Raw genomic sequence first — 12703 nt, 5'->3', positions numbered from 1 at the left:
GATAAGAAATGGATTTTAATAAATTAATTGATAATTCAGATATTGATCATGTGATGGCAGTTCTTGAGGAAATGGATGATGAGCAATTATCAGTTGAGCTACTTAGAAAATTTAATGATAGCACTAAGGCCTTAGGAGAGTTGTTAATGAATCACGATCCTAGTTTAGATCATGCACATTGGAAGACTCAATGTGATGATGCAAAAAAGCTGGTTGATAAAGTCGTAAAAGAGATTCTTTCACATCAAAAATAATTTTTTAAGGTAAAAAAGAGTAAAAGTTTTAGATTATTTTTATATTTTAAATTAACAAAGGCCAAGTCATAAGTACTTGGCCTTTTACTTTTTATTTGCTGAAATTTCTTCCTCTTAATAAAAAGGGAAAAATGGCGAATAATAAATACCATGTAAGTCTTTTCTTACTATCCTCACATCAAGTTAGTCTAATTCGCGTTAGACGGATTGGCCCTGGCCCCCACCAGGGCCTTTTCTATTCTTGAGGTAGCGTTCTTGTTTACTACTTTGTCAGCATCAGTTTTCTCATGAAGTCACTTGCGCTTCGCACTTCCTTAGCAGCATCTTCCTCACTAATATAATTACCTTCAAGAAGATTAAGGATTGCCTGATCAAAACTCTGGCAAGGGATGTCTGCTGAATTTGTTCCACCATTTTCAATAATTGGAATGATGCGATCAAGAGGCTCATCTCCACGAATACATTCTTTAACACCTGGGCCAGTGACCATAATTTCTTGGGCAACTCGTACACCATTAGCAGATTTTTTTGAACGTATCATTCGTTGTGAGATTGTGGCATAAAGGGAGTCGGCCAAACGTTTTCGTGCATCGGCCTGTTCTTCACCTGGAAACATTGAAATGATTCGACTAATTGTCGATATCGCATCTGTCGTATGAATCGTTGCTAGTACCAAATGACCAGTTTCAGATGCCTTTAGAGCAATTTCGATTGATTTTTGATCCCTGAGCTCTCCAAGTAAGATAATATCTGGGTCCTGTCTTAGAGCATATTTTAGAGCATCTTCAAAATTATCGGTATCCACTCCAATTTCTCTTTGGGTGACACGTGATTTTTTTTGTTCATGGATATATTCAATTGGATCTTCGATTGTAATAATATGTTTTGCACGACGCTCATTAATATAGTTGATCATACTTGCAAGAGTCGTCGACTTACCAGAGCCTGTCGCTCCTGTAACAAGAATTAGTCCACGTTTAGCACGGATAATTTGTTTTAGTGAATCACTTAAGCCTAAGGCCTTATAGCTTGGAATTTCTTTTTTAATGACACGAAAAACAAGGCCATTCTTATTGTTGAATTTAAAGTAATTAAATCTTAGACGACACTTATCTTCAAAGTCAAAAGAGCCATCGAGATCCTTGATTGCCTCAAGCTCTTGCTGTTCCTTATCTCCAACGAGTAGGCGAAGGATATCGTAGATGCTTTCTTGGGTTAGTAATTTATTTGATTTAACGGCGACCATGTCACCACTTATTCTAAAGCAAGGGGTTTCGTCTGCCCTTATATGTATGTCACTCGCATTGTTGTCAATAGCGACATTGATTAGTGACTTGAAATGAGAGTACTCAAATGTCATTAATTACGTCCTTCATCGTATAGCTTCTATAAATCATAGATAGATAGAGACTTGTCGGAAGACCGCGCAAAAAAGTTTAGTATTATGTAATATTAATATCTTACTTCGCGTATTTCTTTCGCATTTCCCATAGAAGATTACTAATATAAGGCCTTCTCGACTCCTTAGTCGTAAGCATTAGAAGCTTTGTGATCTTAAGGTTCTTTGGGTCTGAGTAGAGTAGAATCAGCATCTCTCGAATGAAATTTGTCGAAAGGGTAATGTAATTATCTGTTCCAACCCCAAGCTTAACGCCTTTCTTTTCCCACCATGAAAATGGATGGTCTTTAAAGTCTGGGAAAACTCCTGTGAGCTTAAGGTTTGATGATGGAAGCGCAACAAGTGAAACACTCTTTTGAATAATACGGTTTAGAATATCGTGTTGATAGTGTTCAACTTCACGTGCATTATGAAATTTAGTCTTTAATAGTAAAGTCACTTCATCTGCTTCAAGTGGCTCACCTTTAAAGAGTTTCTTTTTTACTCCAATAGAATAAGATTCCCACTCCATCTCTTCGAGCTCATGTCCTTCTGTTGATTTCTTATCAATCGGTTGATGTTTTGCATTTGCTTCAACTATTCTTTGAAAGAGACGGTGGTAGTAATAGTTAGGATTAATCCCAAGGCTTAGCCCATGTTCAAGTGTATCAATATGCCAAATATTCATAGCATTATCGACAGATTGAATTCCTTTTTTTAAAGTCAACCAAGTCTCTCCGTGGTGAGAGCGAATCTTTAATCCACGGTACTGAAGCTTACGTAGTCCACTTTTAAGCTCTTTAAAGTGCGCCTTACGATAAAGGGCCTTCTCATCTCCAACTGTGTCAACTTCTACTAGGTTCTCTTTTAAGTACGGATACTTTTCCAAGATATCGAGTAGGGCATCCACTTGATGCTCAAAGTGTTCTTTCTTAGTCTCAAAGTTAATGTCATCAAAGAAGTTCAATTCTTTTCTAAAAGACGGAGATAGAATAAATTTGAAACTTGGTACTTCTTTTTGAAATTTCTTGAAACCTTCATAAAGTCCTAGAACAACATCTTCTTCAGTAACTTCTCCGATACCAGGGATTTGTTCTGCATCCATATTTGAAGCACGAGATAATGTAAACTTTAGACGAATACTTCCGACGTTATAATTTTCGTACAATTCTTTTGCCATATGATAGGCAGCATCTTGATGGGCCTTTTTAGATGTAAGGATAAGCTTTGCTAAAAAGAGTATTCGAAGGTAAGTTGCAAATTGTTCGCCTTCTTTAAGTCGAATAAGGTTATCGACATCTTCTATACTATTAATTGGGAGAGCATCATCTCCATAAACTTCTGCAATTCTCTTTTCGTAAACTTTTTTATTCTTACCACTTAGAAGTTTCTTTAAACGTGGATAGATAAATTCTGCATTTAAAGATCCTGTTAGGTGGATATGTTCTTCGTAGTATGGAATTGGAAATTTTTGAAAAAAGTTAAAAACTGCATCTGATACAGGGTGATTGAGAAGAGTTTCAATATCAACTTCATCAATTTGAAAAGATGAGAGTAGCTTCATAAATTCAAGAACTGGCTTCTCTAATAATTGATTGTCGCGAATACTAGGTGAGTGCACAAGTAGCTCTAGGGTATCATTTAAAGAGATACCATTTGTTTCGCTTACAATCTTAATTAGCTCACATTCAATATTATTGATAATTTGTTCTTTTCTCTTTTGCATCTTTTACTTCTCTCTATATCAATTACTTATTTTTATTATAAATATTTTGAATCTTATTAAAGTTTTCATTTAAACGATCATCAATGATCTTTGATTTTAATTCTGCCTGCCACTTATCTGGATGATAGGTTTGCACTAATTTCTTATATTTCTTTTTTCGGTCACTTTCTTCTTTTAGTGAACTAAATTCATCACTTAATTTATTTTCATCAATTGGAAAAAGTGCAAAAATCTCATCATATGAAGAGTTCATCTTCTTTGTCAGCGAAGTAAATAAAGAGTCTTTCTTAATCGGTAAGGATATTTCTTCGCTTCTTATAAAGCCTTCAAGAATTGCTACTCTATCACTTTTTATTGTGGATAAAGCTATAAGTAGCTTAAGTGTTAGTTTATTAAAGCGCTTGTGTTCAATTCTTTCTATGTTTTGAAAGAAAAATGCCGTTGTTGCAGCTGACAGAAAGGATTCTTTTGAAAGACTTGATTTGTTTAGCTTTGCTACTTTCAATAGCTCTTCCTTACAAAAGAAACTTTTTATAAAAGGATTTATTAGGGGAGATAGCTCTTCTTTATCAAATTTAAAATCTTTACGTAATAGATTTAATATCTCTTCACCTTCTTTAAAATCTCCCCACTGAAGAGACGACTGAAGACCTATAAAGAAATTTAAATCTTCATTACTTGCAAACATTTTCTTTTCTTCAAAATAAGAGAGAAAGGTTCTTTGAGATCCTTTCGTTGTTTTGGCCCCCGTTGCTTGAGTTGAGTTTGAATTACCTGTAGCAGACATTCTTTCAATCTTTCTTCGAACCATCTCATCAAACTCTTCTTTTGAATGAGACTTGTTTGATTTCTTATGAGGATTAAAGATTCCATCAAAGAACTCTTTAAACAGAGGCGCAAGCATGTAGGCCAAAACGATGGCAATAAATGCTAGTGTGATATTTGAAATTATTTTTGGTAACATATTTTAGTCTTTTTAATAATTATTTTAACGCTTTAAGGCATAATATGGAATGGGCAATAGATACACGACTAGTTAACTTAAATAAACCATGGAAGATTTCAGGGGCCGAGGTTTTGGCCAAAGAGATTATCTACGTGACTCTTAAAAATGGTGAATACAAGGGAGTTGGGGAAATTAGCTATGGTTCAAAAGAGAATATCTGCGTCGAAGATTTAAAACAAGAACTTGAGCGTTTTGCATCAGATTATGAAAATGCAGGTATTGTTCAATATAATGAGTTAACACAATATCTAGACCAATATGATTTTTATATTCCTCGTCTAAGACTAGGGGTGGAAACAGCTTTCTTAGATTATCTTGTGAAGGCCACTGAACTTAGTCCATGGAAAATTTTAGGTACTAATACAGTTAAAAGCGTAGACTCATTAGATTCATTTCCAGTTTTTGAAACAATAGAAGAAGGAAGAAAGCTGCTTGATGATGCAGATACTAATGGGGTTATCAAATTAAAGATTACACATGAAACATTTCCTGTTCAGGTACAACTTATAAATGAATCAAAGCGTGTATTCGTTTTAGATGCTAACGAGTCATATGGGAGTAATCTCGAATTATTACTTGAGCATTTAGCTATGATAGAAGATGAGAATGTACTTTTTATCGAACAACCGCTTTATCGAAATGAGTTCGACCTTTATAAAGAATTAAAAGAAAAGTCACCAATCGATGTTTTTCTTGATGAAGGCATTGAAGATCATCGATTTCTTGATCCTTTTAAAGACCTTTGTCATGGCGTTGTTCTTAAAACTTCAAAGGCAAATGGCCTGATGAAGACTTTCTCACAACTTCAACAAGCAAAGAAGCTAGGACTTAAGACAATGCTTGGCTGCATGGTTGAATCAACAGTGGGAATTGCGTCACTTTTCAATATTGCTTATGGTTTTGATTATTTTGATTTTGATGGTTTTACAAAATTGAAAGACGATTCAGGGCCTCATGTTATTTGGGAAAAAGGAAAAGTGATTTTGTCTAATATGAATTAAATTCCCCCCCTCGAAAAATTGTGGTGTTCATTTAAAATAGTAAGATATGTAAATTGGTAAAATTACAGAAAAACCTGTATTGAAGCTTTTTGGGAGCCCAATGAAAAAAATCAATATCTTATTACCTTTATTTATTCTTGTATCATGTGCAAACGTTCAGCCAACATATGTTAGTGAAACACCGGCACAAAATCCAAAAGTAATTGTAAAGGAAGTCGTAAAGTATAAATCTAAAGATGTAGGTAGTGTAAAGGCTTACACCATCAACAATATGGATAAACTTGAACTTCACTATCACCAGAAACATTTCGATTTTTGGGTTAAGTATTTTACAGAAAAAGAAAGAGATTTATTTCTTAGATATGTTAATAATGGTGCACGCTATCGTAATGTAATCGAAAAGATTATGCGCTCACACGGTATACCGGAAGATTTATTTTTCGTAGGCTTAATCGAGTCTGGTTACAATACTTTTATCAAATCAAAGGCCGCTGCAGTAGGTCCTTGGCAGTTCATTAAGGCAACAGGTATTAGATATAAGTTAAGAGTTGATAGCTACGTTGATGAGAGAACTCATATCATTAAATCAACTGAAGCAGCTGCTCAGTATTTTAAAGATCTTTATAATATCTTTGGTTCATGGGAGCTTGCTCTTGTTGCCTATAATAAAGGTGAGTACGGTATCATTAGAGCGATTAGAAAAGGTAAGACACGTGATTATATGAAACTTGTTTCACGTAAGTTAATTCCTACAGAAACAATCTATTACGTGCCAAAGGTCGCTGCTGTACGTGAGATCTATAATAATCCAGGTAAATACGGAATGAAGATTACAGAATCAAAAGATAGTCCTTTTGAGAAAGTAAAGCAACTCAACGTAAAAGGTTCATTTGATCTTTACAAATTAGCACGCGCTCAGGGTGTTGATTTAAAAACACTTAAAGTTTTAAATCCAGATTTAAAAAGAAAGTGGGTAAAGGTACAAAGAAGACATACTCAAAGCATCTTCCTACCTTCAAGTGAGTTTACTGATTATGATTCATTAGCAGAGTATGAAACACGTAAGTATATCAATATTGCTTCCAACTCTTCTGATAAAAAATCTTCTGGATTTTATAAAGTAAGACGTGGAGATAACCTTTCAATTATTGCAAATCGTCTAGGTGTTAGAGTAACTGATCTAAAGAGAATTAATGGAATTAGAGGTTCTAAGATTCTTGTTGGACAAAGGCTTAAGTATCAGACTAAAGGCGATATCGTTACTCATAAAGTTGCTAGAGGTGATAACTTAATTGATATTGCACGTAAGTACGGTGTAACAGTTTCAAATATTAAGACATTGAATAATCTTAAAGGAAACAGAATCTTCATTGGACAGAGACTAAAGGTTTCTACAACAAGAGTTCCATCAAGTGTTGCATATAAGAAATACCGCGTACGTCGTGGTGATAACTTAACTGCCATTGCACGTAAGTTTAATACATCGATTGGAACAATCAAGAAAGTAAATGATATTTCAGGTTCTGCTTTATATGCAGGACAAGTGATAAAAGTTCCAAGTGAGGGATAGGCAAATAGTGGCCTTTCCCTTATACTAATCAAATGAAAATTGGATTTGATGCAAAGAGAGCATTTCATAACTTCAGAGGTCTAGGGAATTATTCTAGGGACCTCATTGCAAGTTTAAGTCGCTATCACTCACAGAACTCATATTATCTTTTTACACCAGAATTTGATGACCCAAGGGCCATTCACTGGCTAGATCAATATGATAATTTGAATGTAGTTAAACCTTCTGACTTTTGGTCTAAAAAATTTCCAGCAGCATGGCGATCTTTTAAAGTTGCAGATGAAGCAAAGAGGCTAGAGATTGATATTTTTCATGGTTTATCTCATGAACTACCTCACGGTATTGAGAAGACGGGAATCAAGTCAGTTGTAACAATTCACGATCTCTTATTCTTACGTTTTCCTGAAAACTTCAAATGGATCGATCGACAAGTTTATCTTAGAAAAATAAAGTACGCGACAGAAGTTGCAGATGTTATTTTAGCAATATGTGAGCAAACGAAGAGTGATTTAATTCATTATCTTGGCTGTGATCCAAATAAGATCAAGGTTGTATATCAAACTTGTAATCCTCGTTTCTATTCTCCAATTCCTATTGAGAAACAGGTTTCTACAGTTGAACGCTATGGTGTGAACGAGAAGTTTATTCTTTATGTTGGTGCAATTGAGCCTAATAAGAACGTTCTAACTCTTGTTAAGGCCTATGCAGATATTAAGAAGTCGATTAATCATAAGCTTGTTATTATCGGAAATGGTGGAAGTTTCAAGAAAGAGGTTGAAAGTTATATTCACTCTAAAGGACTTGAAGATCGTATCATGATTCTTTCAAATGTGACTAATGATGACCTTCCAGCTTTTTACCAACGAAGTGATTTATTTGTTTTTCCATCATTCTTTGAAGGATTTGGTATTCCAATTATTGAGGCGTTATTTTCGAAGACACCTGTGATTACTTCTAAAGGATCCGTATTTCCTGAAGCGGGTGGCCCTAATACGATTTATATTGATCCAAGTAATAAACACGAAATGAGTGAGCAAATTGTCAACGTACTTACGAATCCTGATCTTGCCTTTGAGATGGTAGAAGCGGGCCGTAACTTCGTTGAAAAATTTCATCGTCGTAAGACGGCCCAGAATTTAATTGATTTGTATTCGAGTATGTAATTACTTTTCAGTGATTAGTGAGAGGTTAGTTAGGCTGTATTTTTTTAACACATCTAAAATACGCACTAGCCTCGAGTACTGAACTTCTTGATCAACTCTTAGATCAATTGGTTTATTCTTATCTTGAATAGATGCTAACTCAGTATCTAATTCATCGATAGTGTATTTCTTACCAGCAATTGCAACTTCTTCTTTTGATAATTCAATTGTTAAAACTTTAGAATCTGCAGAGGCCTTTTCACCAGACTCTGTCTTTGGAAGATTTAAAAGTAGCGCAAGCTCAGACTTCTTAAATACAGTTGAAGTCATGAAGAAGATCAAAAGTAAAAAGACAACATCAATCAATGGAGTGATGTCAGCATTTGCTTCTTGTCTTGTTCTTTTTGTGCGTGAACTCATAGAACTTTTTCCATGATTTCTTTTTCTAGTTTTGTCTCTAGTTTATCAACTGAACCAAGTAGGTAGTTGTGACCAACAAAGTGTGGAATCGCTACGATCATTCCACCAACTGTCGTGATAAGTGCCATTGAAATCCCTTGTGCAAATGAAGCCGGATTTGAAAGACCTGTTTCTGACATTACGTGGAAGGCCGTAAGTACACCAACTACTGTACCAAGAAGACCTAGAAGAGGTGAGATCGTTGCAATAATTTTTACAGTGTTTAGACCCTTTTCAACATTCATGATGTGGCCAGCAAGGTACTGCTTTGCAATTTCAATAGTTGATGAGGTGTCCATGTGCTCACCATTATCTTTTATCCTCTTTTGAATATCGCTTGAAGTTTGAGAAGTCATTTTCATTTCAACTGAAAGAAAATAAGCTTTTGATAACATGATTGCCCATCCTACTACATTGATAAATAGTAGAATATACATAATTAAGCCACCCTGTTGGATGTATTCATATAAGCGCATTGCGTCTCCTTTATTATAAAACATTTTAATTTTATTATAAAAATGGGGCCATGAGAACACTAAAATATTTTGATCAGATATGCTCAAATCAAACAATTTATTACTTTTAGAGAAATTTACAAAAATCTAACATAGCTCAGATAATTAATTGTGCTGGCCTGATATTATATATTCATAGAGGAACACAGGAAAAAATTGGAGGTCCTATGAACTATGAATTAAGCTTTCACAACGTTGATCACTCACCAGCTTTTGAGGATTACGTAGCTAAAAAGTTGAAAGGAATTTCAAACGACTTTAGAAATGTGGGTCATATTCAGTTCGTGGCCGATAAGAAAGGTCCAGAATATGTATTCTCGGCCAATGTGAACGGTCACAAACATCAGTTCCACAAAAAAGCCAAAGGAGATAATGTTTATCAAGCAGCTGCTGGTGTCTTAGTTGCTTTTAAAAGCTGGTATCGCGATCAGAAGATTGCTAGCTAATTAAAATAAGATACCAAAACAGTCGGCTTACGGCTCTCAATTCTAACTAGACAAGTGCCCAAAGTTTTTTACTTACACGTATAAACTTTGGGCATTTTTTTCCGATAAATTTTAAGTAGTAGACCCTTTCATGGTGGAAAGGGCCGAAAATTTAAAGGGTAGTCTTCAGGGATGAGAGTAGGGACTAATGTCACATCACAGCTGGCGCAAAGAATGCTAGGTGAAGTGAACGATCACCAGACGAGTGAGGTTCGCAAACTAGCAGGTGCAAAGCGCATTTATCAGGCCGCAATTGATCCGGCCGGCGCAGCTATATCCCTAAAGATGTCTGCACAGAATCGCTCTAATCTTCAGGCCCAACGAAACTCAAACGATAGTTTTTCAATGCTCGAGGTTGCTGATGCAACAATGGGGAGTATGCAAGATATTGCAATTCGCTTAAAAGAGCTCTCTATCCAAATGGCAACTGATACTTATAACGATAGTGATCGCGCCAATACAAACCGTGAATTCAAGCAGCTTGCACGTGAAATCATACGTATTCAAGAAAATGCTGAATATAATGGCACTAAACTTTTAAATGGTGGCCGTGATCTTGAAATGCAAATTGGTATTCGTAACTCAGAGAAGAATGATCGTATCAAGTACAATATCAGTGATGTAATGACTTCAAATCGTAAGCTTCTTAATCAAAACGTTCTGACAAAAGAAGGGGCGAGATCTGCAATGGGAGCTGCAGATGCTTTAATTGATAAGATCTCACATTCTAGGGCCAAGGTTGGTTCAACGATGAAAAGAGTAGAAAGTACTAGTGCTAATCTTCAGCATAATTATGAAAACTCTGAAGCGGCTAGATCAAAAATAGAAGATACAGATATTGCAAAAGCGACGGCAGCAAAGGCCCTCGATTCGATTAAGATGGAGTCTGCAACAGCATTCCTAGCGCAAGCTAATACTGCGCCAGGAGCAATTGCAAAGCTTCTTGGTTAGTTTACTCCAAGAGCTTTCTTAACTTTACCAAGAGTGATTGTTTCACCTAGCTTAATTAACTCACCATTCTCATTGATCACAAAGTAAGCAGGAACACCAACCATTCCCTGAGACTCTAGCCATTTTCCGATGGCCTCATCTTTACGAGTCCAGTCTCCAAGAAGTAGATCGATCTTATTTTCAGCAACCATATCTTTGAATGAGTCAGTATTGATAACAAGCTTTTCATTTACCTTACAAGTGATACACCAGCGAGCAGTGAAATCAATAAATGTAAGCTTCTTCTCATCAATGCGCTTATTCATTTCTTCTTGTGTCCATTTAGTCCAGTTAAGGCCTTCTCTTTTTTTGTCTTCGATAAGAGAGTTTCCGTTACCACCAGTATTAAGTGGAGTTGTTATTGCAGAATAGCCTAAGTAGAAGACTGGAAGAACAATGATTAAGGTTGCTAGAGCTTTCTTTGTCATATTCTTTCTCATATAGAAAAGGAAGAATGTGAAGACAAGGGCCGAATTGATATACATCATCGCAACAGGTGATCCCACAAGGGCTGAGTAGACATCAAGTAACCAGACAACTGTTAGAATTAAAGTTAATCCTAAAAGTTTCTTCACGTGATCCATCCACATACCTGGCTTAGGAAGGAAGCGAATTAGTGCAGGGAAAATTCCTGTTAGAATAAAAGGTGCACTTAAACCAAGTCCAATTGCTAGAAAGATCATGACAATATTTGTACTTGATTCTGAAAATGCAAAAGTAAGAGCTGTTCCAAGAAATGGAGCCGAGCATGGAGTTGAAAGTACTGTCGCTAAAACACCACTAATAAAGTCACCGTAGAAGGTATTTCTAACTTCAACATTTCCAAGTTTTGTTCCACCAGGAGTTTTAAATTCAAAGAGACCAAAGAGGTTTAGCGCCATCGTGAAGATGACAAAGACCATGATCGCTACAAACATTGGTGATTGAAGCTGAAAACCCCAACCAATTTGTTCACCAGATGCTTTAAGGCCAACAATAGTAAAGGCAAGTGCCGCAAATGTAGCAAGGACACCTAGTGAGTAGAACATATTATGTTTTAATACTTTTGAACGACTCTCATTCGAATGCTTAATTAGCCCAAATAGCTTAAGAGAGATAACAGGTAGAACACATGGCATGATATTTAGAATTAATCCACCAATAAAGGCCATAAAAAGAAAGTAAGGTAGGGAAGAAGAGCCTTCCTCATTGCTTACAATATTCTTATCTTGAACAGGCCTATCATTATCAACTTTTGTTAGTCTCGCGTAGAATGTTTTAAATGACTCTTCATTTGTTCCAAATGAATTAATGTCAAAATCAACTCGATATGTTTCACCGATAACTGGGTCATTAAAAACAAACTTAAATGCAAGTGGTTCAACAAAACGCCCATCTGTCGGAAGAGGGTATTCTGGCTCTAAGTATTCTCCATCCCAATCTAACTGGTAGAGTCCGTAGTGATTTCCTTTTGTGTCTTTATAGAGTGCTTCTCTTTTAAAACTGATTGGACTCGTTGTATAAGGTGTCAGGACATTTTGTCCCGCCGTAAGCTTTTGGTTTTCACCAGTAATATTATAGACAAGAGCAAGTCCGCCTTCATACTTTGTTAATTGAAGATTTAGGTATGTTGGAGTTTCTCTAAGAGTAGGAAGGTTATTAAATCTTTTTTCAATTTCAGAATTTGCTACTTGGATTTGATTATCTTTAGATTTGAAAACACCACCATCAAAGTCACCCTTAATTATCTTTTCCTGTGGAATACAAATGTCATGACAAATTAAGTATTTTAAATGAACTTCAAAATTCTTCGCATTATCAAATGAATTTCCTAGGTAGTAGAAATACGAGTAATCATCTTTGTGACCGAATGTCTGAATATCACCCTTCTCAATAAACTTATGTGGTATTGGCCATTCCACTAGATCCAGTACAATTTTATCGCCATCTTGTTTAAACTCAACTTCTGTCGCTAAACCTGAATCCCCTGGGTTTTGCCAGTATGTATGCCAACCATCTTTATTTCTCAAGTTAATGGCCAAGTACTTATTGTTGTTCTTAGCAAACGTTGTTACCTGGGCCTTCACTAGGTCTGAGTAATCTTTTTTATCGGCGTAGGCAAAGAGGGTGATGGCCAGGGCCAGTAGGATTTTGTACATTATTTTTTCCTTAAAATATCTTAATTAATTTCATACCTT

At 35.7% G+C, this 12703-nt stretch carries 12 protein-coding genes; 6 read left to right on the top strand and 6 right to left on the bottom strand.

Annotation, left to right across the window (positions count from 1 at the left end; translation table 11 throughout):
• Positions 1-8 precede the first annotated feature (8 nt).
• Positions 9-254 carry a hypothetical protein gene (locus ACMAYS_RS09010; protein ID WP_103219151.1) on the top strand — a complete coding sequence of 82 codons (246 nt, stop codon included), beginning with the start codon at positions 9-11 and terminating at the stop codon, positions 252-254.
• A gap of 262 nt (positions 255-516) precedes the next feature.
• Here the strand turns inward: ACMAYS_RS09010 and ACMAYS_RS09005 are convergent, their stop codons facing one another.
• From ACMAYS_RS09005 to ACMAYS_RS08995, 3 genes are all read right to left on the bottom strand, one after another.
• Positions 517-1614, bottom strand: a complete 1098-nt coding sequence (locus ACMAYS_RS09005) for a type IV pilus twitching motility protein PilT (RefSeq protein WP_103219152.1) — start codon at positions 1612-1614, stop codon at positions 517-519.
• Positions 1615-1714: 100 nt separating this feature from the next.
• The gene (locus tag ACMAYS_RS09000) at positions 1715-3358 is read right to left on the bottom strand and encodes a hypothetical protein (RefSeq protein WP_392992384.1); all 1644 of its coding nucleotides are present in this window, start codon (positions 3356-3358) and stop codon (positions 1715-1717) included.
• Between the two features lie 22 nt (positions 3359-3380).
• Positions 3381-4322: a hypothetical protein gene (locus ACMAYS_RS08995; RefSeq protein ID WP_412463119.1), complete on the bottom strand. Its 942-nt coding sequence runs from the start codon at positions 4320-4322 to the stop codon at positions 3381-3383.
• Between the two features lie 44 nt (positions 4323-4366).
• On the opposite strand from ACMAYS_RS08995, the gene ACMAYS_RS08990 reads away from it, so the two are divergent.
• The 3 genes from ACMAYS_RS08990 to ACMAYS_RS08980 all read left to right on the top strand — a co-directional run bounded on the left by ACMAYS_RS08990 (position 4367) and on the right by ACMAYS_RS08980 (position 8098).
• On the top strand, positions 4367-5365 hold the full coding sequence (locus tag ACMAYS_RS08990; protein WP_412463118.1) for an enolase C-terminal domain-like protein: 999 nt from the start codon (positions 4367-4369) through the stop codon (positions 5363-5365).
• A gap of 100 nt (positions 5366-5465) precedes the next feature.
• The gene (locus tag ACMAYS_RS08985; protein WP_103219156.1) at positions 5466-6935 is read left to right on the top strand and encodes a LysM peptidoglycan-binding domain-containing protein; all 1470 of its coding nucleotides are present in this window, start codon (positions 5466-5468) and stop codon (positions 6933-6935) included.
• A gap of 32 nt (positions 6936-6967) precedes the next feature.
• Entirely contained in the window at positions 6968-8098 is a 1131-nt protein-coding gene (locus tag ACMAYS_RS08980) for a glycosyltransferase family 4 protein (protein ID WP_103219157.1), read from the top strand.
• Here ACMAYS_RS08980 and ACMAYS_RS08975 read toward each other — a convergent pair whose 3' ends face one another.
• Both ACMAYS_RS08975 and ACMAYS_RS08970 read right to left on the bottom strand, forming a co-directional pair.
• Entirely contained in the window at positions 8099-8497 is a 399-nt protein-coding gene (locus ACMAYS_RS08975) for an ExbD/TolR family protein (RefSeq protein ID WP_103219158.1), read from the bottom strand.
• On the bottom strand, positions 8494-9012 hold the full coding sequence (locus tag ACMAYS_RS08970) for a MotA/TolQ/ExbB proton channel family protein (RefSeq protein ID WP_103219159.1): 519 nt from the start codon (positions 9010-9012) through the stop codon (positions 8494-8496). Before ACMAYS_RS08970 ends, ACMAYS_RS08975 begins: the two co-directional genes overlap by 4 nt.
• 206 nt (positions 9013-9218) lie before the next feature.
• On the opposite strand from ACMAYS_RS08970, the gene ACMAYS_RS08965 reads away from it, so the two are divergent.
• The gene (locus ACMAYS_RS08965) at positions 9219-9497 is read left to right on the top strand and encodes an HPF/RaiA family ribosome-associated protein (protein ID WP_103219160.1); all 279 of its coding nucleotides are present in this window, start codon (positions 9219-9221) and stop codon (positions 9495-9497) included.
• Between the two features lie 171 nt (positions 9498-9668).
• On the top strand, positions 9669-10487 hold the full coding sequence (locus ACMAYS_RS08960) for a flagellin (protein WP_392992378.1): 819 nt from the start codon (positions 9669-9671) through the stop codon (positions 10485-10487).
• Here ACMAYS_RS08960 and ACMAYS_RS08955 read toward each other — a convergent pair.
• Positions 10484-12664 carry a cytochrome c biogenesis protein CcdA gene (locus ACMAYS_RS08955; protein WP_103219162.1) on the bottom strand — a complete coding sequence of 727 codons (2181 nt, stop codon included), beginning with the start codon at positions 12662-12664 and terminating at the stop codon, positions 10484-10486. The genes ACMAYS_RS08960 and ACMAYS_RS08955 overlap by 4 nt on opposite strands.
• Positions 12665-12703: the final 39 nt, after the last annotated feature.

Source organism: Halobacteriovorax sp. RT-2-6, from assembly GCF_047085025.1.
Classification (GTDB): domain Bacteria; phylum Bdellovibrionota; class Bacteriovoracia; order Bacteriovoracales; family Bacteriovoracaceae; genus Halobacteriovorax_A.
The sequence above is the reverse complement of the archived record's forward strand: the minus strand, read 5'-3'. Positions and strand labels throughout refer to the sequence as shown.